The sequence below is a fragment of the Serinicoccus sp. CUA-874 genome (assembly GCF_001942225.1).
Classification (GTDB): Bacteria; Actinomycetota; Actinomycetes; order Actinomycetales; family Dermatophilaceae; genus Ornithinicoccus; species Ornithinicoccus marinus.
On record NZ_MKJZ01000036.1, the window covers coordinates 189,725 to 211,034 of the forward strand.

Below are 21,310 nucleotides of genomic sequence, written 5' to 3' on the forward strand. Positions count from 1 at the left end.
TCAGTTCACGTCCTCGAGCGCGGCGGTCTGGCGGAATCCGAAGTAGCTGACGATCGCCACCAGGAAGAAGATGATGACCGAGATGGCGGAGGCGAAGCCGAAGCTCGGCGTCGCACCGCCCAGGGCCAACCGGTAGGCGAGGCTGATGAGCAGGTCGGTGGACCCGATCGAGCTCTGGCCCCCCACGAAGGGTCCGCCCTCGGTGAGCAACCAGATGAGGGAGAAGTTGTTGAAGTTGAAGGCGAAGGACGCGATCATCAGCGGCCCGACAGCGACGAGGAGCAGCGGCATGATCACCCGCCGGATCGTGGTGAACGCCCCGGCCCCGTCGATCTGGGCGGCCTCCTTGACGTCGCTCGGGATCGCCTGGAGCGCGCCGGTGCAGACGATGAACCAGTAGGGGAAGCCCAGCCAGAGGTTGGTGATGAGCACCGAGGCCCGGGCCCACCACGCGTTGCCGGTCCAGTTGATGTCGAGCCCGAAGAGGTTGTTGATCAAGCCGAAGTCGGGGTTGAACATCGAGGCCCAGACCAGCGCCGTCACGTAGATCGGGAGCGCGTAGGGAAGGATCAGCAGCGAGCGGTAGATCCCCTTGCCCTTGAGCCGGTCGTCGTTCATGAGGATGGCGATGGCCATGCCCAGGATGAACGTCGCGAAGACGGTGAAGGCGGCGAAGAAGACATTCCACACGAAGACCTTGGTCAGGCCCTCGCGCAAGGTCGCGTTGGTGAAGGCGCTCGTGTAGTTCTCGAAGCCGACGAACTCGCGCCAGCCCTGCGGCAGCGCGGCGCCCTCGCCGCTCTCCGGGACGAAGTTGGCGTCCTCGGCGACGTAGACGGTGCCCGTCACCGTGTCGGTGATGGTGTCGGCCGCCTCGTCGTAGACCTTGGTGGGTGTCCCGATGAAGGCCTCGGACAGACCCACCTGGCGGATGCCGGCCGTCTGCTCGCCCGCGTCGTTGAAGACGGGCACCCCGAAGTCGGCGAGGTCGTCGGACCGCTCGTTGACCTCCTGCGGGGTCAGCGTCGTCCACCCCTCGGCGGAGGTGATCCGACCGGTCGGGCCGGCCTCGACCCCCTCGGCCGGCAGCTCCTCCAGGCCATCCAGGTTGCCGACGAAGTAGGCACCCTCGGCGTCGGTCAGCAAGTAGGCGAGGTCGCCGGTGGCCGCGTCGGTGCCCTCCGGGACGGCGATGTTGAGCGCGTAGCGCGAAGAGCCATCGACCTCGCGGACCGAGTTGGCCGTGATGGAGGCGATCGCCTCCTCCTTGGAGCTGATGTGCCCGTCACCGAAGTTGGTGAAGGAGATCTGCACCGTGTAGACCAGCGGCCAGATCTGCAGCAGGAGCATGAGCAGCACACCCGGGAAGAGGTACTTCGCCGGGACCGCCCGCTTCGTCGCATACACCGCCAGGACGCACAGTCCGATGAAGGCGACGAGGGAGACCATGAGCCAGTGGCCGGCCTCGATGATCTGCTGGGCCATCCAGCCCAGCACGACCAGACTCAGCAGGATCAGGCCCCACTTGACGATCTGGACCCACAGCGGGGTCCGGGAGCTGAACTCGAGGTGCTCGCCGCTCGGTTCGAGGTTGTCGATCGCGGCGTCGACCTCGCGGCTCGTGGTGTCGGACATCATCGTCTCTTTCTTGCTGCGGCTCCCGGCCTCGCGGCCGGCTCGTCAAAGGGTGCTGGTGACGGGGTATGCCGGGGGTGGCGACGTCGCGCGACGTCCCCCAGGACGGACGTGGGGGTGCCGAGGCCCCCGGTTCTCGGCATACCGCGCAGTGCTGCGGTTGGGGTGCCCCGGCCCGGCGGCAGGTGGGTCTGACCGCCGGGCCGGGACGAAGAGCGGAGGGTCAGCGGCCGATGTTGGCCACGATCTCCTCCTGCGCGGACGCCAGGCGGTCAGCCGGGGCGTCGCCGGAGACGATGTCGGCGGTGGCCTGGCCCAGGGGCTGCCACACGGCGTTCATCGCCGGGATGTTCGGCATCGGCGAGGCACCCTCGCCGGCCGCGGCCCAGGCCTCGATGTCCTCGTCCTCGGCGGACACGGTGTCCAGGGCCGACTGCAGGGCCGGGGGCCGCTGGCCCGCCTCGAAGAGCGCGAGCTGCATGTCCTCGGTGGTGACGTAGGTGTTGACGAACTCCTGCGCCAGGGTCGGGTTCTGCGCACCTGAGGCGACGTAGAACATCTGAACCCCGAGGAAGGGCACCGGCTCGCCGCCGTCCTCGAACGCCGGGATCGGGTCGATGGCGTACTCGATGTCGGCGCCCTCGACGTTGGGGATGGTCCACGGACCGGCGATCATGTACGGCGTGCGGCCCTCGGCGAACAGCGACTCCATGGTCGGGAAGTCGATGTTGACGTTGAGCGCGTTCTCCTCGGCCAGCCACGCCATCTTCTCGGCGCCCTGGATGGTCTCCTCGGAGTCGATGATGACGTTCTGGGCGTCCCAGCCGCCGTCGTCGTTGGTGCCGAAGATGCCGCCGCCGTAGGCGGACAGGTAGGGGTAGGCGTGGTAGGCGTCGCCGACCGAGGACACGACGGTGACCATCGGCTGGTCCGCGTCACCGGCGTCGACCAGCTCCTGGCCGGTGGAGACGAGCTCCTCCATGGTGGCCGGGGCGTCGGGGGCGAGCGCGGTGTTGCGGATGAGGCCGAGCGACTCGGTGGCATAGGGGACGCCGTAGATCTGGCCGTCGTACTGCGTGGCCGCGAGGGACTCCTCGGTGAACAGGCCCTGGGTGTCGGACGACATCTGGACCGGCTCGACGATGCCGTTCTGGACGAACTCGCCCAGCCAGTCGTGGGCGCCGACGACGATGTCCGGGCCCTGGTCGACGTTGGCGGCGTCCTTGAACTGCTGGCGGACGTCGGTGGCGACCTGCACCTGCGTGGTGATGCCGTACTCCTCGCCGAACTGCTCGGCCCACTCGGTCAGGATCGGGGCGCGGACATCGTCGGACCAGATGACGAGCTCGGCGTTCTCGTCGCGGACGGGGGCCTCGGTGGAGGCGGCGTCGTCGCCGGCGGCCTCCTCGTCCTCGGCCGCCGCGTCGTCGCCCGAGCTCTCCTCGGCGTTCGCGCCGGAGTCGGTGTTCTCCTCGCCCGACTCGCCGCCGCAGGCGGACAGCAGCAGCGCCGCCGCGCTGGTGATGGCTACAGCACCGGTGGTGCGCTTCATGGTTCTCCTTCGAACAGTGGTGAGGTCACCGGCCCCGCGCTGCCCGAGAGCGGCGACGGTGCCGCGGTTGCCGTCACGGAAGGTGATCTCCGACAACCGGTGACGCCAGTATGCAAGAACCCCGCTAGCAGTGCAAGAACTTGCAGGAAAGTGGTCGGTCACGATCTGCTAACGTGACGCCCGTCACCGGCAACGGCGCCTTTGACGGCATACCACCGCCACCCTCGCCGCCCGGAGATGACCTCGCGTCAACCGGCGCCGGGTCAGTCCTTTACGACGGATCGTCCGGCACGTACCTGCCGGTGAAGGAGAAGCATCATGGCAACGGTGACCTATGACAAGGCCACACGCATCTACCCGGGGGCGGACACCCCCTCCGTGGACGAGCTGGAGATCGAGATCGCCGACGGCGAGTTCCTCGTCCTCGTCGGCCCTTCCGGCTGCGGCAAGTCCACCTCCCTGCGCATGCTCGCCGGGCTGGAGGAGGTGAACGGCGGTCGCATCCTCATCGGCGACAAGGACGTCACCCACATGCCGCCCAAGGACCGCGACGTCGCGATGGTCTTCCAGAACTACGCGCTCTACCCGCACATGACGGTCGCCGACAACATGGGCTTCGCGCTCAAGATCGCCGGCAAGTCCAAGACCGAGATCCGTGAGCGGGTCGAGGAGGCCGCCAAGATCCTGGACCTGACGCAGTACCTCGAGCGCAAGCCCAAGGCGCTCTCCGGTGGTCAGCGTCAGCGCGTCGCGATGGGCCGCGCGATCGTCCGGCAGCCGCAGGTCTTCCTCATGGACGAGCCGCTGTCGAACCTCGACGCCAAGCTGCGCGTGCAGACCCGCACCCAGATCGCCTCGCTACAGCGCCGCCTCGGCGTCACCACCGTCTACGTCACCCACGACCAGGTCGAGGCCATGACGATGGGCGACCGCGTGGCGGTCCTCAAGGACGGCATCCTGCAGCAGTGCGACAGCCCGCGGCACATGTACGACCACCCGAACAACGTCTTCGTCGCCGGCTTCATCGGCTCCCCGGCCATGAACCTCATGACCGTGCCGGTCGCCGACGGCGGCATCAAGCTCGGTGACTACGTCCACCCGGTCGACCGCGAGGTGCTCTCCAAGGCCGGCAGCGAGCTGGTGCTCGGTGTCCGTCCCGAGGACGTCGACCTGTCCGACTCCGGCCGCGGTCTGCCGATCGAGATCGACGTCGTCGAGGAGCTCGGCGCGGACGCCTACGTCTACGGCGAGCTGCCCGGCGCCGACGCGACCGACAAGCCGTTCATCGCGCGCGTCGACGGTCGCACCCCGCCGAAGAAGGGCGAGATCGTGCACTTCACCCCCAAGGGCGACCACGTGCACCTCTTCAACGCCGAGTCCGGCGAGCGCATCAGCAGCTGAGCAACCCCGAGAAGCGCGCCTCGCGCCGCACGGGCGCGAGGCGCGCTGACGGCATACCGCGCACGAGGCCGCCTGTCCCACCCGGGGCAGGCGGCCTCGCCGCGTCCGCCCCTCCCCCACCGAGCGCCGCATGGTTGCCCCAGCTCCCACCGAGCGCCGCGAAGGGCGGCCGTCATCCACACCGTTCACCGCTGCGCGCACCTGTCCACAGATTCGACCCCCGGCCATTCAGCGGTGGGTGAGGCGGGAGGGCGAGTTCCGCAAGCTCCCCCTGGTCCCTCGACCCAGAGTGACACCCGGGTGAGTCCAGGAGGTCCACGCAACCATTCACGACGCTCGGTGGGCCCCAGGGCGACCACTCACGACGCTCGGTGGGCCCCAGGGCAACCATTCACGACGCTCGGTGGGGTCGGGACCGGGCCTGGCGTCGCTACGCTTCAGGTATGCCGCTCGACATCAGCGCGATCAAGCCGGACCCGGCGATGCTCGACCTGCCGTGGGAGGTGCCGCTCGAGGAGTGGCCGGAGAGCCACCTGGCCACGCTCCCCCGCGGGATCTCGCGCCACGTCGTGCGTTTCGTGCGGCTGGGCGGCAAGGTGCTGGCGGTCAAAGAGATCGCCGAGCCGCTGGCCCGGCGCGAGTTCCGCACCCTGCGCAGCCTGCGGCGGCTCGACCTGCCCAGCGTCAAGCCGCTGGCCGTCGTGGCCCGCCGCACCGACGCCGACGGCCAGCCGCTGGACGCCTGCCTCGTCACCCAGCACCTCAAGTTCTCACTGCCCTACCGCGCCGTCTTCAGCCAGCGGATGCGCCCCGACACCGCGCGCCGCACCCTCGACGCGCTGGCCGTGCTCCTCGTCCGGCTCCACCTGGCCGGCTGCTTCTGGGGCGATGTGTCGCTGTCCAACACCCTCTTCCGCCGCGACGCCGGCGACTTCGCGGCCTACCTCGTCGACGCCGAGACAGCCGAGATCCACCCCGAGCTGTCCCGCGGCCAGCGCGAGCACGACCTCTTCGTCGCACACGGCAACATCGCCGGCGAGCTCATGGACCTCGAGGCCGCGGGCTCGCTCGACGAGGGCGAGGACCCGATCGAGATCGCCAACCGGATCATGCACCGCTACGAGCTGCTCTGGGACGAGCTCACCGGCGAGGAGCGCTTCGAGCGCGGCGACCGCTGGCGGGTGGACGAGCGGATGCGCCGTCTCAACAACCTCGGCTTCGACGTCGACGAGCTGGAGATGACGACCGACTTCGACGGGGCATACATCCGCATCCAGCCCAAGGTCGTCGACGCCGGCCACCACTCCCGCCGCCTCATGCGCCTCACCGGCCTCGACGTCGAGGAGAACCAGGCCCGCCGGCTGCTCAACGACCTCGACGCCTACCGCGCCGGCACCGACCGGCAGGACGACGACGAGGAGCTCGTCGCGCACGACTGGCTCTCCCGGATCTACGAGCCGATCACCCGCTCGGTCCCCCGCGAGCTGCGCTCCAAGCTGGAGCCGGCAGAGCTCTTCCACGAGATCCTCGAGCACCGGTGGTACCTCTCCGAGCGGCGCGGCCACGACATCCCCATCGAGGACACCGTCGAGGACTACGTCGCGACCGTCCTCCCGACCAAGCCAGACGAGATCTCGGTGCTCGGCGTCGACACCGAGGAGATCCCGATCCGGGCCCGGATCTCCTCCTGACCTGCTCAGGTATGCCGGACCGAGCGCGGGACACGGGCTGCCCGGTCAACCACCGCGACGCTCGGTGGGTTCAGAAGCAACCACTCACGGCGCTCGGTGGGGGGTAGGAACAACCATTCGCGACGCTCGGTCGTGAGAGGAGAGTCAGCGGCTGGCGCGGCTGGTGCAGCGTCGCGCGTGCTCAGCCCCGGGCGCGCAGGCTGGCGATCTCGTAGAGCGTCACCGCGGTGGCGATGCCGGCGTTGAGCGACTCCGTGACCGCCGCCATGGGGATCGACACGACCTGGTCGCAGGTCTCGCGGACCAGCCGTGACAGGCCCTTGCCCTCCGATCCCACGACGACCACGAGCGGCTGGTCGGCCAGCTCGAGCCCGGGCAGCGAGACGTCGCCGTCGGCGTCGAGCCCGACGACGAAGAAGCCGGCCTTGCGGTAGGCCTCCAGCGCCCGGGTGAGGTTGGTCGCCTGGGCGACGGGGATGCGGGCCGCCGCGCCGGCGGACGTCTTCCACGCCGCGGCCGTCATCCCGGCCGAGCGCCGCGCCGGCACGAGGACCCCGTGGGCGCCGAAGGCACCGGCCGAGCGGACGATCGCCCCCAGGTTGCGCGGGTCGGTGATCCCGTCGAGCGCCACCACCAGCGGCGTGCCCGGCAGCTGCTGGGCGAGCAGGTCGTCGGGGTGGGCGTAGTCGTAGGGCGGCACCGTCAGGGCCAGCCCCTGGTGCACGGCGCCGTCGGTCATCCGGTCCAGCTCGCCGCGCGGCGACTCCATGACGGCGATGCCGGCCGCGGTCGCCAGGGCGATGCTCTCCTTGACCCGGTCGTCGGACTCCATCCGGGTGCCGACGTGCAGCGCGGTGCCGGGGACGCCGGTGCGCAGCGCCTCGAGCACGCTGTTGCGCCCCGCGACCACCTCGGTCGAGCCCTTGGCCCGGCGACCGCCCGAGCCGCCGCGACCTGCTCCGCCACCACGGGCGGCGCTGGCCTTGTCCGCCTGCGCGGTCCGTCGCGCCGCGGGGTGCCCGGTGCGGTCCTCGGCCCGCGGCGTCGGGCCCTTGCCCTTGAGCTGCTTGCGGCGCTGGCCGCCGGAGCCGACGACCATGCCCTTCTTGTTGGTGGTGCGCGCCGCGCGGCGCCGCTGGTTGCCTGCCATGTCCCTTTCCTTCAGCGCAGCGCCCAGCGGGCCCCGGCCGGTGTGTCCTCGATGACCACGCCGAGCGCGGTCAGCTGGTCGCGGATGGCGTCCGCGGTCGCGAAGTCCTTGTCCGCCCGGGCCTGGGCCCGCGCGTCGAGCCGGTCCTGGACCAGCGCCGCGAGCACCTCGCCGCCACGGCCCTGCCCACCGTCAGCAGCCCCGCCCCAGCCCGGGTCGAGCGGGTTGGCGCCGAGCACGTCGAGCATGGCCACGACCTGGAGCACGGTATGCCGCAGCCCGCCGTCCGTGATCGCGTCGCCGCCGCCCTCGAGCAGCCGGTTGCCCTCGCGCACCGAACCGAAGATCACGGCCAGCCCCTCGGAGACGTTGACGTCGTCGTCCAGGGCCGCGCGGAAAGCCCCGGGGAAGACCTCGTCGGCGGGCAGCACCGCGGCGGCGTCGACGACCTCGCCCGCCGAGAGCCCCAGCGCCCCCAGCGCCCGCTCCAGGAAGCCCTCGATCCGCTCCACCGAGGCGGCCGCCTCCGCCAGCGAGCCCTCGGCATACTCGATGACCGAGCGGTAGTGCACGGCCCCGAGGTAGAAGCGCAGCACGAGCGGCCGCACCGTCTTCGTCAGCTCGGTGACGGCCAGCGCGTTGCCGAGCGACTTGCCCATCTTGGCGCCCTTGACCGTGACCCAGGCGTTGTGCAGCCAGAAGTTCGCGAAGTCGAGGCCGGCCGCGCGGGACTGGGCCTGCTCGTTCTCGTGGTGGGGGAAGCGCAGGTCGACGCCGCCACCGTGGATGTCGAAGGCGTCGCCGAGGTACTTGCGCGCCATCGCCGAGCACTCCAGGTGCCAACCGGGGCGGCCCTCGCCGTAGGGCGTCGGCCAGCTCGCCGTCGCCGGCTCGCCCTCCTTGTGCCCCTTCCACAGCGCGAAGTCGCGGGGGTCGCGCTTGCCGCGCGGGTCCGCGTCACCGGCCGGTTCCATGTCGGCCAGCCGCTGCCGGGTCAGCGAGCCGTAGTCCGGCCAGGAGTTGACGTCGAAGTAGACGTCGCCGGATCCGTCCTGCGCGGCATAGGCGTGGCCCTTCTCGACGAGGGTGTCGATGAGCGCCACCTGCTCGGTGATGTGCCCCGTCGCCCGCGGCTCGTAGGTGGCCGGGAGGACGCCGAGAAGATCGAGCGCGTGGCTCGTCTCGCGCTCGTGGGCATACGACCAGGCCCACCACGGGCGGTCCGCCGCGTCCGCCTTGGTGAGGATCTTGTCGTCGATGTCGGTGACGTTGCGCACGAGGGTGACGTCGTAGCCGTGCCCACGCGCGAGCCACCGCCGCAGGATGTCGAAGGCGACGGCGAAGCGCACGTGCCCGATGTGCGGGCTGCCCTGCGTCGTCAGCCCGCAGATGTAGATGCCGACCCTGCCGTCCTGCAGCGGCACGAACGGCCGCAGCTCCCGGGTGGCGGTGTCGAACAGGTGCAGGCTCACAAGGGTCAAGGTTACGGGCTGGACCGGGGTATGCCCGCCTCCCGTCACCGCGCCGCCCTCCCCCCGGGGGTGAAGGCCGATCTCCTTCCCCCGCCCGATGCCCGGGTGCCGGCCTCCGGCCTAGCGTCGGGTCATGCTCATCGCCGGGGAGTTCCTGCTCGCCACCCGTGCCGACGACGGCCTGGACCGCGTCGGCCATGCCGATCTCGTCGTCGCCGGCGACGGCGGCGGAGGCTCCTGAGCCGACCGCAGGTCGCCGGGCCGGCCCTATGCTCCTGGCATGGCCTGGTCCCGGGTGCCGGTCGGGGACGTCAGCCTCGAGGTCGACGCCCTCGGCCGCGGCGAGCCGGTGCTGTGGCTGCAGACCGCGCTGCTCGCCGACGAGCTGGTTCCCTGCGCCCGCCGCGTCGCCGCGACCGGCCGGTATGCCTGCCTCGTCCAGCACCGGCGCGGCTACGCCAGGAGCGACCTGGCGACGCCTCCCGGCTCGATCGAGCGGGACGCCGAAGACGCGGTGGGGCTGCTCGACGCCCTCGGGACCGCGCGCGCCCACGTCGTGGGGCTGTCCTACGCCGGGGCGGTGGCGCTGCGGCTCGCGGCTGACCACCCCGACCGGGTGGTCACCCTCACCTTGGTCGAGCCGCCGCCGGTGCACGTCGCGGCCGGGCCCGACTTCGTCGCCGCCAACCGGGACCTGCTCGCCCGCTCGCGGCGAGAGGGGCCGGTCGCCACGGTCAAGGGCTTCCTCACGATGCTCTCCGGACCCGGGTGGGAAGAGGCCTACGAGGCGCTGCTCCCCGGCGCCCCGAGCCGGCTGCGGCGCGACGCCGCGACCTTCCTCGAGGTGGACGTGCCCGCGTTGCTGGCGTGGCGTTTCGGCGCTGACGACGCGGCGCGCATCACCGCCCCGGTGCTCTCCGTCGGCGGGGCGGAGAGCGGCCCGTGGTTCGCCCAGGTCCGCGACTGGGTCCGCGCGATCCTCCCGCACGCGGACGAGCACGTCATCCTCGGCGCGGGGCACGACCTGGCCCTCACGCACGCCGACGAGATGGCCGCTGCCGTCGCGGCCTTCCTCGACGCCCACCCGCTGGAGGTCGGCGGCGCACCGTAAGGTCGGGGCATGCCGATCGTCCACGAGAACGACCGCTGCCGCCTCACCACCCTCACCCCGCACCTGCTGCGCGTCGAGTGGTGCCCGATGGGCACCTTCACCGACGCCCCCACCCAGGTCGTCCTCGACCGCGACCTGCCCGCCGGCCGCGGGCTGGCGCCGCAGGTCGAGCCCTGGCGTGAGGGGGTCCGCGTCGTCACCGACGGCTTCGAGCTGCGCTACGACGGCGGCCCACCCTCGCCGCACGGGCTGAGCGTGCAGGTCCGCGGCGGGGTCACGTCATACCACTCCACCTGGCGCTTCGGGGAGCCGGTCGAGGACCCGCTGCCCGGCACCACGCGCACGCTCGACGGCGTCGACGGGCGGACCCCGCTCGAGCCCTCGATCCTGTCCCGCGGCGGCTACGGCGTGCTCGACGACTCCGCCTCGCTGGTCCGCACCGGGCCCGAGCTCACCGACCTCGCGCCGCGCGAGTCCGGCGCGATCGACCTCTACGTCTTCGCCCACGGCCTCGACTACCGCGCAGCGCTGCGCGACTTCCACGCGCTGACCGGGCCGGTCCCGCGGGTGCCGCGCTTCGTGCTCGGCAACTGGTGGAGCCGCTACCACCCCTACTCCGCGCAGGAGTATGCCTCGCTGCTCGACCGCTTCGCCGCCGACCGTGTCCCGTTCTCCGTCGCGGTCATCGACATGGACTGGCACCTGGTCGACATCGACCCGGCGCTCGGCAGCGGGTGGACCGGCTACACCTGGAACCGCGACCTCTTCCCCGACCCCACCGCCTTCCTCGCCGACCTGCACGAGCGCGGCCTCGTGGTCACCCTCAACGACCACCCGGCGGACGGGGTCCGGGCGCACGAGGAGGCATACCCGCGCATGGCCCGGGCGATGGGGGTCGACCCGGCCTCGGGCGACCCGGTCGAGTTCGACCCGGCCTCGCCCGACTTCTGGCGCGCCTTCTTCGAGCACGTGGCCGGCCCGCTGACCGAGCAGGGCGTCGACTTCTGGTGGATCGACTGGCAGCAGGGCACACACAGTGCGGTGCCGGGGCTGGACCCGCTGTGGATCCTCAACGAGCGACACCTCGCGCAGCAGCGCGCGGACGGCCGGCGGCCGCTGATCTTCTCGCGGTATGCCGGTCCCGGCAGCCACCGCACGCCGATCGGCTTCAGCGGCGACACGGTCATCAGCTGGGCGTCGCTGGCCTTCCAGCCGGAGTTCACCGCGAGCGCGGCCAACATCGGCTACGGCTGGTGGAGCCACGACATCGGCGGCCACTGGCACGGCGCCAAGGACGTCGAGCTCGCGGTGCGCTGGGTGCAGCTCGGGGTGTGGTCGCCGGTGAACCGGCTGCACGCGAGCGCCAGCCCGTTCCAGGGCAAGGAGCCGTGGCGCTTCGGACCCGAGGGCGAGCGGCTCATGGGCGAGGCGCTGCGGCTGCGGCACCGGCTGCTGCCCTACCTCGCGACGATGGCCGAGCGCACCGCCACAGACGGCATCTCGCTGGTGGAGCCGGTCTACCACCGCCACCCGGGCCGGGACGAGGCGTATGCCCACCGCACCAGCTTCTTCTTCGGCGCGGACCTGCTGTGCGCGCCGGTGGTGACGCCGCGGCTGGCGGGCGTCGGGCTCGCGGCGACGACCCTGTGGCTGCCGCCCGGTAACTGGTTCGATGTGCAGACGCACCGGCGCTACGCCGCCGGGGAGCACGGGCGGACGATCACGGCATACCGCGACCTGGCGCACACGCCGGTCTTCGCCCGGGCGGGGACCGTGCTCCCGCTGACCGCGGCCGACGAGGTCGGCAGCGGGGTGGCGCTGCCGCGGACGGTCGAGGTGACCGTCTTCCCCGGCGCCGACGGGGAGCACGTGCTCATCGAGGACGACGACGGCCCGGAGGAGACCCGGCGGGTCGCGCGGACGCCGCTGCGCTGGGACGACGCCGCCTCGCGGCTGGTGGTCGGGCCGGTCGAGGGCGAGGCCACGGTGCTGCCGGAGGGGCGGGCCTTCGCGGTGCGCGTGGCCGGGGCGGACCCCGAGCCGGTGCTCGTGCGGCCGGGGAGCGAGGCGGTGGCCGTCGACCTGCCCCGTCCCGGCGCGCCCGACGTGCTCGGCGAGTGCTTCGCGCTGCTCGACGCGGCCGAGGTCGGGCACCACGCCAAGGAGCGGGCCTGGGCCGTCCTGCAGCGCGGGCTGGGCGAGGGTGGCGGTGGTCCCGCCCGGGTCGCCGACGAGTTGCGCTCGACCGACCTCGACGACGCGCTCGTCGGGGCGCTGACCGAGATCGTGACCGCGAGCTAGCAGGCCGGCTCTCGGCTCTGGCCGACTATGCGCCTGTCGCCCGCGACTCGCCGCGGTGTCACCGCCACATCTGCTGCAGCTCAGGTACAGCGGCTGGCAACACGCTCTCCAGGGCGTGCTCAGTGCCATCCTCGGTGGCGACCACAACCACACTGCCGACGCCCCGGCGCACCCGGATATCAGCGACCTGGTTCCAGGGCAGGTCGAACGACCGTGAGCGCAGCAGCGGCTCGTGGTGACGCAGGCCTTGCTCGTCGGCCTCGGTGCAACGAGCGTGGAAGCTCCACAACACCAATGCCATGAGAATCACGTTGACAGGCATGACCACCAGCAGAAACACCGACCACGGTTCCCACCCGGACCGCCACCCACCGATCATGAGGAGCACGAGCGCCACCACCTGCAGGCCGACGCTGAGTCCGCCCACCAGCATGACCAGGCGTGGCACGTTGCGCCATACCCGCGTTCCCGCCTGCTCCATCGCGCCAGACTAGGGCAGCTTCAGGTCGCGCCGGCTGACGAGGGCACCGAGATCCGCCGCAGGCTCGCCCGCTCGAGCAGGCCCCAGACCGAGCTGGTGACGAGGTAGACCCCGGCCGCCAGCGGTAGCACGGCAACTGCCGCGACGGTGAAGAACGACATCAGCGGCAGCACCCGGGTCATCTGCTCCATCGAGTCCTGCACGGCCCGCTGGGTGTCGGTCAGCCGGTCGCGGGCCCCGGGGTCGAGCCGCGTGGTGAGCTCGCGGTCCTGCGCCAGGTGCCGCCGCATCTGCCGGGCTGCGACGGCCGCCACGACGAGGGTGAGGCCCATGAGCGACAGGAACACCCACAGGTGCCCGGCCCCGGCGGACGTGAGGTGCTCCGACAGCGGCACCCCGAGGAAGGTGTGACCGAGCAGCAGGTTCTCCTCGCCGGCGATCTGCGGCGCGGTGAAGAGGCGGTAGATCATCGCCAGCACCGGGATCTGGACGAGGATCGGCAGGCACCCGGGCAGCGGCGAGACACCCTCCTCGCGGTGCAGGTCCATCATGGCCTGCTGCATCGCGCGCTGGTCGTGACGGTGCCGCTCGCGCAGCTCCGCCAGGCGTGGCTGCAGCTCGCGCCGGCGGGCGGTGCCACGGGCGGTGCCCCGGTTGAGCGGGTGCAGCACGAGCCGGACCACGAGGGTCACGGCGACGACGACCAGCGCGGGCGGTAGCCACGGGTCGAGGAGGGCGAGCAGGTCGTGGACGTGGACGAGGACGGGGTCGAGGAAGGCGAACATCGCGGGCGCTCCTGGAGCTGGGGGCATACCGCCGACACGGGGGTATGCCGTGGGCTGGGTGGGTCCTCTGCCGACCCGGCCCGTCCCCGAGCGTGCGCGAGGAAGGGTGGTCGGCTCAGCCCGGACCAGGAGCGCGAGGACGTGCCCGACCCGGCCGGTCGGGGTCGCTCGAGCGCACGCCGTGCGCCCGGCACACCTCGCTGCGGTGCTGCGCCGAGACCACCCCGGCCCGCAACGGCTGCACCAGGTGCGAGGCGCCGAGCAGGCATACCCCGGCCAGCGCCAGGGTCAGCAGGAGGTGGTCCGGCGAGGAGAGGCTCGAGGCCAGCGCCACAAGGGTGAGCAGCGACAGCACGAAGCCCAGGAGGGGCAGCTGCTCGATCCGGCTCACGGTCGCCAGCCTACTCCGCCGCCGACGACGACGCCGGGCGCTCAGTGCCCCCGGTCGATCCACTCCTGCCGGTGCGGCGCCTCCGCCCCGATGGTGGTCGTGCCGCCGTGGCCGGTGTAGACCGTGGTGTCCTCGGGCAGCGTCAGCAGCCGCTCGGTGATCGACTCGACGATGACGTCGAAGTCGCTGAACGACCGGCCGGTCGCCCCCGGCCCACCCTCGAAGAGCGTGTCGCCGGAGAAGACCACGCCGAGCTCCGGGACGTGGAAGCAGCAGGCACCCGGGGCGTGGCCCGGGGTGTGCAGCACCTCGACGGTGACCCCGGCGACCTCGATCCGTTGCCCGTCGGCGAGGTCTTCGTCCCAGCGGGCGTCGGGGTGGGTGAGCTCCCAGACCGGCGCCTCGTCGGGGTGCAGGTGGAGCGGGGCGCCGACCCGCTCGCGCAGGTCGAGCGCGGCGTCCACGTGGTCGCTGTGCGCGTGGGTGAGCAGGATGGCCCGCACCTGCCGGTCGCCGACGACCGCGGCGATCGCGGCGGCGTCGTGCGGCGCGTCGATGACGACGCACTCGGTGTCGTCACCGAGCACCCACACGTTGTTGTCGACGTCCCACGAGCCGCCGTCCAGCTCGAAGGTGCCGCTGGTCGTCGCGTGGTCGATGCGCGCGCTCATGCGTGGCTCCCCCCGGTGGCGCCGACCTCGTCGCCCGCGGCGGCCTCGTCGAGGACCACGACCGAGCGCAGCACGTCACCGCGGTGCATCTTGGCGAAGGCGGACTCGACGTCGCCGATGCCGATCGTCTCGGTGACGAAGGCGTCGAGGTCGAAGCGTCCCTGGCGGTAGAGGTCGATGAGCATGGGGAAGTCACGGCTCGGCAGGCAGTCGCCGTACCAGCTCGACTTCAGCGCGCCGCCCCGCCCGAACACGTCGATGAGCGGCAGCGTGACCTCCATCTCCGGGGTGGGGACACCGACGAGCACCACGGTGCCGGCCAGGTCGCGGGCGTAGAACGCCTGCCGGTAGGTCTCCGGGCGCCCCACGGCCTCGACGACGACATCGGCGCCGTTGCCGCCGGTGAGCTCCTGGATCGCCTCGACCGCGTCCTGGTCCTTGCTGTTGACGGTATGCGTCGCGCCGAACCCTCGGGCGGTCTCGAGCTTGCGGTCGTCCACGTCGACGGCGATGACGGTCGTGGCTCCCGCGAGCGCCGCCCCCGCGATCGCCGCGTCACCCACGCCACCGCACCCGATGACGGCGACCGAGTCGCCGCGGGTCACGCCGCCGGTGTTGACCGCCGCGCCGACGCCGGCCATGACCCCGCAGCCGAGCAGGCCGGCCGCGACCGCCGATGCCTCCCGGTCGACCTTGGTGCACTGGCCGGCGTGCACCAGAGTCTTCTCCGCGAAGGCGCCGATGCCGAGGGCCGGGCTCAGCTCGGTGCCGGCCATCTCGTCGCCCTCGGCCAGCGTCATCTTCTGGCTCGCGTTGTGCGTGGCGAAGCAGTACCACGGCTTCCCCTTGGCGCACGCCCGGCACTGGCCGCAGACCGCGCGCCAGTTGAGGATGACGAAGTCCCCCGGCTCCACCTCGGTGACGCCCTCGCCGACCGCCTCGACCGTGCCGGCCGCCTCGTGGCCGAGCAGGAACGGGAACTCGTCGTTGATGCCGCCCTCACGGTAGTGCAGGTCGGTGTGGCACACGCCGCACGCCTCGACCTTCACCACCGCCTCGCCCGGCCCGGGGTCGGGCACGACGATGTCGACGACCTCCACGTCGACGCCCTTGCTGCGGACGATGACGCCCTTGACGGTCTGCGGCACGGTGACTCCTCGGGGTTGGCGAAGCTGCTGGCGCCCACCGTATGCCGCGGCGCCCGCCCGTGCACCCGCGCCCCCCGGGGCCGACCACTCCGCGCACCCGCGTCACCCCCCAGCCCCACCCACCAGCCCCAGCCACCCAGCCGCCAGCCGCCAGCCACCAGCCGGCATACCTCGCCTGCCCGCCCCATCGCACCCTTGTGCGTCCGCTCGTGCGGATCTTGGTGTCCCAGGGGTGCTTCTGGGCACGCTCGTGTCGCACGATCCTGCACGAGTGCGCGCACAAGGGTGCTCTGTCCACAGGCCCGGAGCGGGCGCCGGGCCGTTCGCGCCACCCTGGGACGTATGCCCACGGACGAGCCCGCGTTCCCCACGATCCCCGGCCAGCAGGGGCTGGCGACCCATGCCCAGCTCCTGGACGCGGGGTGGACCACCCCACAGATCCGGCACCGGCGCTCGACGACGTGGCAGACCGCCTACCCCCAGGTCATCGCCGCCCACCGGGGCCCGCTCGACCCGCCGACCATGCTCGCTGCCGCAGCCCTCTGGGCCGGTGACCGTGCGGTGCTGACAGGGCTGATGGCGCTGCGCGAATGGGGCCTGACGACACCACACCCCCGACGCGCCTACTTCCTGGCGCCGGCGTCCGCGCGTAGCCGGCGGCACGGCGACCTCGAGGTCGTGCGGACCTCCCGCCCCGTCCCCGTGGCCAGGCGCCACGGCGTGGTCGCGATCACGGGCGCGGCACGCTCCCTGGCAGAGGCCTCGGCCCGCGAGCCCGTGTCTCCCGACGACCTCGAGGCCCTGGCGATCTCGATCCTGCAGCGCAGGCTGGCCACCCCGCACGAGCTCGACCTCGAGCTGTGGCACCGTCCGCGACGCGAGGTGGAGGCCGCACGTCGTGGGCTGGACGCCTTCCGGGACGGCGCCTGGTCGCGGCCCGAGGCGGCGCTGCGACAGGTCTGGGACGGCCGGCCGGACCTGCCGCCGCTCCAGACCAACATCGGCCTGGAACAGGTGTCGTCCGGCCAGTACCTCGGGTGCCCTGACGGCTACGCCGCGGCACTGGGATGGTGATCCAGGTCCACTCCCGGCAGCACCACCAGGGCATCGACGACCGCGGCGGCGACCGCTGGGCCCAGACCGTGGAGAAGGACGGCGCGATGGTCAGCGCCGGGCTGCGGGTGCTGGGGGTGACTCCGTGGACGCTCTACCGGCGACCGAGCAGCTTCCTGAGCCGGGTGGACGCCCTGGTCCGGCTCGGCCCGCCGGAGCCGCCGCCGCAGGTCCGCGTCGTCCCACCGCGCTGACCGCCGCCCCATCCCTACCCTGGTGCGCTGACGATGAACCCATACCTACCCTTGTGCATCGGCGTGCGTCCCACGCGTGCTCCTGGGCACGCCTGAGACACCAGCGCAGGCACAGCCAGCCGCACAAGCGTGCCGAGCGGCAGACCGCCGTCGACGGCATACAGTCTCCGGTGTGACCCAGGCTTCCCGCGGACCGGCGCGCGCGGCCGGCGGTGTGCTCGGGGAGCTGATGATCACCTCCGGGGCGTTGGTGCTGCTCTTCGCGATCTGGCAGTTCTGGTGGACCGACGTCGTCGCCGACGCCACGAGCGAGGACCGCGTGGCCGCGCTGCAGGAGTCCTTCGCCTCCGGGGCGGAGTACCCCGGCCCCGCGACCGACAGCGACAGCGACACCGAGACCGGCGAGAGCGACTCCGGGGGCGGCGGCGAGGACCTCGGCGACGCCGACCCCGACGAGGCAAGCGCCGGGGTGGGCCAGCAGAGACTCCGGCCGAGGGCGAGGACCTCGCACTGGTGCATCTGCCCACCGTCGGGGAGCTGCGCCCGGTCGCGCAGGGCGTCGCGCTGCCGATCCTCAACCTCGGGGTGCTCGGCCACTACCCGAGCACCGACCTGCCCGGCGAGGTCGGCAACTTCGCCGTCGCCGGGCACCGCACGACCTACGGCGCGCCGCTGTGGTCGATCGGCGAGCTGCGCCCCGGCGACCCGGTCGTCGTCGAGACGGCCGAGGGATGGCACGTGTATGACCTGGACCGCACCGAGATCATCGCGCCCACGCAGACCGAGGTCATCGCGGACGTGCCCGGCGAGCCGGGCGCGGAGCCCACGCAGGCGTGGATGGTGATGACCGCCTGCCACCCGAAGTTCAGCGCGGCGCAGCGGATCGCGGCCTTCGCGCTGCTCGACCGCTTCGTGCCGCGGGCCGACGGCCCTCCGCCCGAGGTCGGTGGTTGAGGTGTATGCCGCTCTCTGGCGCGCCCTGCCCGGCCCGGTCTGGGTCAGGCTGCTGCTCGCGCTCCTGGCGCTGGCCGCGGTCGTCGTCGTCTGCTTCACCTGGCTCTTCCCGCAGCTCGCGCCGCTCCTGCCGCTCAACGACCCGGACGTGCGGGGCTGACGTGGCGGGCTCGACGGTGGTCCTCCTGTGCGGTCCCGCAGGCTCCGGGAAGTCGACGTATGCCCGTGCCCTGGAGCGCGCGGGCGCCGTCCGGTTGTCCTACGACCAGGAGTACTGGGAGCGCGGCTACCGCGGTCCCCACCCCGTGCCGCACGAGCTCGCCCGCGAGGTCAAGGGGGCGCTCGACCGGCGCCTCGAGGACGCGCTGCACGCCGCGATCCCCGAGATCGTCCTGGACTACTCCTTCTCGACCCGAGCCATGCGCGAGGAGTACCGCGCGACCGCCGCCCGCTTCGGCGCCGCCACCCGGCTGGTCCACGTCACCGCACCGGTCGAGGTGCTCGTCCAGCGCGTGGCGGCCAGGTCCGGCGCCCACGCCGACGACGCAGTGCTCGACGGGGCGACGGTCCGGGCCTACACCGAGGGGTTCGAGGCGCCTGGCCCGGACGAGGAGCACGAGGTGGTCCGCACCGGCTGAGCCGGGAACCGGCAGACCGGACGTCCGGGCCGCCGCGCGACTGGGAGCCGGTTCGTCCGCTGCGAGCCGGCATGTCACCTGACAGCCTGTTCGAGGGGGCTCAGATGACATCGAGGCTGGTAGATGACGAGTCGGCTGCCGGTGGACGACGCGGCTCACAGAGACCCCCCCCCGGCCGCGCGTGAGTCCGCCGGCCGGTCAGCCCGGGACGACGAGAGCCGTCGCGAGGCAGGCCACACCCTCGCCGCGGCCGGTGAGCCCGAGCCCGTCGGTGGTGGTGGCGCTCACCGACACCGGCGCGCCACCCAGCGCGGCTGACATGGCGGCGGCCGCCTCCTCCCGGCGCGGCCCGACCTTGGGCCGGTTGCCGATCACCTGCACGGCGACGTTGCCGACGGCCCAGCCGTCCTGCTGCACGAGGCCGAGCACGTGCCCGAGCATCTGCCGCCCGCTCGCACCCGCCATCTCCGGCCGGCCGGTCCCGAAGACCGAGCCCAGGTCGCCCAGCCCGGCTGCCGAGAGCAGCGCGTCGCAGGCCGCATGCGCGGCGACGTCCCCGTCGGAGTGCCCCTCGATGCCCCGCTCCCCCGGCCATTCCAGGCAGGCGAGCCACAGGGTCCGGTCGTCGGCGGCATACCCGTGCACGTCCACCCCGATCCCGGTGCGCGGCAACGTGCTCATCGGCAGGCCTCCTCGATCGCCGCCACGGCGTCCGCCACGGGCGTGACCCCGGTGTCGATCCGCAGTTCGGCCCCGGGCCACGGCTCCCACTCGCGCTCTTGCACCTGCTCCCAGGTCGGCAGCCGGTGGCCCTCGATCTCGCCCGCCCGCCCCTCGACACGGGACCGGTGCACCCCCTGGTCGGCGCAGACCAGCTCCACCCGCACGAGCCGCGACCCCGCCTCCTTCGCCAAGGTCTCCCAGGCCGCCCGCGCCCGCGGCGCCGCGTTGACCAGGTCGGCGACCACCCCCAGCCCGACGCGCAGCTGGTCGGCCGCGAGGGCGAGCGTCGCGGCATACCCCTGCGCGCCCAGCTCCTCCTCGGGCAGACCACCCCGCACGAGCGACTGCTCCACCGTGTCCACCCGTAGGTGCGCCGCGCCCGTCCGGCGGCACAGCTCGCGCGCCAGCGTCGTCTTCCCCACCCCCGGCAGCCCGGACAGCACGACGAGGCACGGCTCCCGCGACGCCTCGCCTTCGTCGTCGACCCACGCCGCGGCGACCGCCAGGTCCTCGGGCGTGGTGACCTTCATCGCGCGGGCGTGCCCGGGGACGACCACGACGTGCCCCCCGGCGGCCTCGACCATGCCCGCGTCGTCGGTATGCCGCCCCTCACCGGCAGCGTGCGCGTGCGCCCGGTCCAGGGTCTCTCGCAGGAAGCCTTGCGGCGTCTGCACGGCGCGCAGGCCGGCGCGGTCCGGGGTGCCGGTCACGAGCTCGACGTCGCCGTGGTCGCGGACCGCCTTGACCGTGTCGGTCACCGGGAGCGCGGGCACGACGGCCGCGTGCCCGGCACGGACCGCGTGCACCACGCGGTCGAAGACCTCGGGAGGGGTGAAGGCACGGGCGGCGTCGTGCACCAGCACGATGCCGACGTCGCCGGGGAGGGCGCCGAGCCCGGCCCGCACGGAGGCGACCCGGTCCTCACCGCCGGCGACCACGTCCACGGTGACGTCGCCGGTCGGGACGTCCTGCAGCGCGGACCGCACCTGCGCCACACCGTCACCGTCGGGCGGCGCGACGACGACGAGGTGCCGCAGGACGGACGTGCGCAGGGCGCCCTCGAGCGCGCGGCAGACGAGCGGACGGGAGTCCGGGCGCGAGCCGACCGGCACGAGCGCCTTTGGTCGCCCCGCCCCGAGGCGGGCGCCCTGGCCGGCAGCGACCAGGACGAGCCCGACGTCAGGAGGCGAGGACCTCGTCGAGGGTGGCCTCCGCCGTGTCCTCGTTGGTCTTCTCGGCGAGCGCGAGCTCGCTGACGAGGATCTGGCGGGCCTTCGACAGCAGCCGCTTCTCCCCCGTGGACAGACCGCGGTCCTTCTCGCGGCGCCACAGGTCGCGGACGACCTCGGCCACCTTGATCACGTCACCGGAGGCGAGCTTCTCGAGGTTGGCCTTGTAGCGGCGCGACCAGTTGGTCGGCTCCTCGGTGTGCTCGGCCCGCAGCACCGCGAAGACCTTGTCCAGGCCCTCCTTGCCGACGACGTCGCGCACGCCGACCAGGTCGCAGTTGTCAGCGGGAACCTCGATCGTCAGGTCGCCCTGGGCCACCTTGAGCTTGAGGTAGAGCTTCTCCTCGCCCTTGATGGTTCGTGTCTTCATCTCTTCAATGAGAGCGGCCCCGTGGTGGGGGTAGACAACCGTCTCTCCGACCTTGAACGTCATCGTGGTAAAGCCCCTTTCGCGGACTCCCAGGATACCACGCACCCGGGCGGCGCAAGAATCATCCAGATGATATTTCCGCTGGTCAGGGGCTTGACAACGACCAATCTCTGTGCATCTGAGGGGTTGTGGGACACCCTCCGGGGTTGCCGCGAGCCGCCTCCAGAGGGTCCCGGCACACCTCTCTCCGAGCGGTGTCGTCGCAGGTGGCACGGCGCGCGGGGACCCGATCCGGGATGG

General features: G+C 72.4%; 21 protein-coding genes. 9 read left to right on the plus strand and 12 right to left on the minus strand.

The features are described 5' to 3' along the window. A complete protein-coding gene (locus BJF80_RS14415) occupies positions 1-1,635 on the minus strand; it encodes an ABC transporter permease subunit (RefSeq protein ID WP_083673704.1) in 1,635 nt (544 codons plus the stop codon). A 223-nt stretch (positions 1,636-1,858) separates the two neighbouring features. Continuing rightward, positions 1,859-3,283, minus strand: a complete 1,425-nt coding sequence (locus tag BJF80_RS14420; protein WP_237767640.1) for a sugar ABC transporter substrate-binding protein — start codon at positions 3,281-3,283, stop codon at positions 1,859-1,861. A 222-nt stretch (positions 3,284-3,505) separates the two neighbouring features. Here BJF80_RS14420 and BJF80_RS14425 point away from each other — a divergent pair, with 222 nt between their 5' ends. Both BJF80_RS14425 and BJF80_RS14430 read left to right on the plus strand, forming a co-directional pair. Next, entirely contained in the window at positions 3,506-4,588 is a 1,083-nt protein-coding gene (locus BJF80_RS14425) for an ABC transporter ATP-binding protein (protein WP_075814635.1), read from the plus strand. A gap of 443 nt (positions 4,589-5,031) precedes the next feature. After that, positions 5,032-6,279, plus strand: a complete 1,248-nt coding sequence (locus BJF80_RS14430; protein ID WP_075814637.1) for a DUF4032 domain-containing protein — start codon at positions 5,032-5,034, stop codon at positions 6,277-6,279. Between the two features lie 181 nt (positions 6,280-6,460). Here BJF80_RS14430 and rlmB read toward each other — a convergent pair whose 3' ends face one another. Together rlmB and cysS are read right to left on the minus strand one after the other, a co-directional pair. After that, complete coding sequence (rlmB, locus tag BJF80_RS14435) at positions 6,461-7,429, minus strand: 23S rRNA (guanosine(2251)-2'-O)-methyltransferase RlmB (protein ID WP_075814639.1); 969 nt, start codon at positions 7,427-7,429, stop codon at positions 6,461-6,463. A gap of 11 nt (positions 7,430-7,440) precedes the next feature. Then, a complete protein-coding gene (gene cysS / locus BJF80_RS14440; protein WP_075814642.1) occupies positions 7,441-8,901 on the minus strand; it encodes a cysteine--tRNA ligase in 1,461 nt (486 codons plus the stop codon). Between the two features lie 280 nt (positions 8,902-9,181). Here cysS and BJF80_RS14445 point away from each other — a divergent pair, with 280 nt between their 5' ends. Together BJF80_RS14445 and BJF80_RS14450 are read left to right on the plus strand one after the other, a co-directional pair. After that, complete coding sequence (locus tag BJF80_RS14445; protein ID WP_075814645.1) at positions 9,182-10,012, plus strand: alpha/beta fold hydrolase; 831 nt, start codon at positions 9,182-9,184, stop codon at positions 10,010-10,012. Between the two features lie 9 nt (positions 10,013-10,021). Further along, positions 10,022-12,313, plus strand: a complete 2,292-nt coding sequence (locus tag BJF80_RS14450) for a glycoside hydrolase family 31 protein (protein WP_075814647.1) — start codon at positions 10,022-10,024, stop codon at positions 12,311-12,313. A gap of 58 nt (positions 12,314-12,371) precedes the next feature. Here the strand turns inward: BJF80_RS14450 and BJF80_RS14455 are convergent, their stop codons facing one another. The 5 genes from BJF80_RS14455 to BJF80_RS14475 all read right to left on the minus strand — a co-directional run bounded on the left by BJF80_RS14455 (position 12,372) and on the right by BJF80_RS14475 (position 15,789). After that, positions 12,372-12,794: a hypothetical protein gene (locus BJF80_RS14455; protein WP_143554138.1), complete on the minus strand. Its 423-nt coding sequence runs from the start codon at positions 12,792-12,794 to the stop codon at positions 12,372-12,374. A 20-nt stretch (positions 12,795-12,814) separates the two neighbouring features. After that, on the minus strand, positions 12,815-13,579 hold the full coding sequence (locus tag BJF80_RS14460) for a YidC/Oxa1 family membrane protein insertase (protein ID WP_022925975.1): 765 nt from the start codon (positions 13,577-13,579) through the stop codon (positions 12,815-12,817). A gap of 115 nt (positions 13,580-13,694) precedes the next feature. After that, on the minus strand, positions 13,695-13,970 hold the full coding sequence (locus BJF80_RS14465) for a hypothetical protein (RefSeq protein ID WP_022925974.1): 276 nt from the start codon (positions 13,968-13,970) through the stop codon (positions 13,695-13,697). Between the two features lie 41 nt (positions 13,971-14,011). Continuing rightward, positions 14,012-14,641 carry an MBL fold metallo-hydrolase gene (locus BJF80_RS14470; protein ID WP_075814653.1) on the minus strand — a complete coding sequence of 210 codons (630 nt, stop codon included), beginning with the start codon at positions 14,639-14,641 and terminating at the stop codon, positions 14,012-14,014. Continuing rightward, positions 14,638-15,789 carry an S-(hydroxymethyl)mycothiol dehydrogenase gene (locus BJF80_RS14475; RefSeq protein ID WP_075814655.1) on the minus strand — a complete coding sequence of 384 codons (1,152 nt, stop codon included), beginning with the start codon at positions 15,787-15,789 and terminating at the stop codon, positions 14,638-14,640. Before BJF80_RS14475 ends, BJF80_RS14470 begins: the two co-directional genes overlap by 4 nt. Before the next feature lie 342 nt (positions 15,790-16,131). Here BJF80_RS14475 and BJF80_RS14480 point away from each other — a divergent pair, with 342 nt between their 5' ends. From BJF80_RS14480 to BJF80_RS14495, 5 genes are all read left to right on the plus strand, one after another. Further along, a complete protein-coding gene (locus tag BJF80_RS14480; RefSeq protein ID WP_075814657.1) occupies positions 16,132-16,863 on the plus strand; it encodes a hypothetical protein in 732 nt (243 codons plus the stop codon). After that, positions 16,857-17,096 carry a hypothetical protein gene (locus BJF80_RS18560; protein WP_075814660.1) on the plus strand — a complete coding sequence of 80 codons (240 nt, stop codon included), beginning with the start codon at positions 16,857-16,859 and terminating at the stop codon, positions 17,094-17,096. The genes BJF80_RS14480 and BJF80_RS18560 overlap by 7 nt, the downstream gene beginning before the upstream one ends. Positions 17,097-17,375: 279 nt before the next feature. Beyond that, on the plus strand, positions 17,376-18,050 hold the full coding sequence (locus BJF80_RS14490) for a class E sortase (RefSeq protein WP_083673706.1): 675 nt from the start codon (positions 17,376-17,378) through the stop codon (positions 18,048-18,050). 1 nt (position 18,051) lies between these two features. Then, positions 18,052-18,210, plus strand: a complete 159-nt coding sequence (locus BJF80_RS19130) for a hypothetical protein (protein WP_187344379.1) — start codon at positions 18,052-18,054, stop codon at positions 18,208-18,210. Between the two features lies 1 nt (position 18,211). After that, entirely contained in the window at positions 18,212-18,688 is a 477-nt protein-coding gene (locus tag BJF80_RS14495; RefSeq protein WP_083673707.1) for a P-loop nucleotide/nucleoside kinase family protein, read from the plus strand. 198 nt (positions 18,689-18,886) lie between these two features. Here BJF80_RS14495 and ispF read toward each other — a convergent pair whose 3' ends face one another. Genes ispF through BJF80_RS14510 form a run of 3 tightly spaced genes read right to left on the minus strand, consistent with a single transcriptional unit; the run spans position 18,887 to position 21,073 of the window. Continuing rightward, positions 18,887-19,369, minus strand: coding sequence for a 2-C-methyl-D-erythritol 2,4-cyclodiphosphate synthase (gene ispF / locus BJF80_RS14500; protein WP_028131197.1), 483 nt, complete (start codon positions 19,367-19,369; stop codon positions 18,887-18,889). Beyond that, positions 19,366-20,577 carry a 2-C-methyl-D-erythritol 4-phosphate cytidylyltransferase gene (gene ispD / locus BJF80_RS20510; protein ID WP_269087412.1) on the minus strand — a complete coding sequence of 404 codons (1,212 nt, stop codon included), beginning with the start codon at positions 20,575-20,577 and terminating at the stop codon, positions 19,366-19,368. The genes ispF and ispD overlap by 4 nt, the downstream gene beginning before the upstream one ends. A 13-nt stretch (positions 20,578-20,590) precedes the next feature. Then, complete coding sequence (locus BJF80_RS14510) at positions 20,591-21,073, minus strand: CarD family transcriptional regulator (RefSeq protein WP_022925970.1); 483 nt, start codon at positions 21,071-21,073, stop codon at positions 20,591-20,593. Positions 21,074-21,310: the final 237 nt, after the last annotated feature.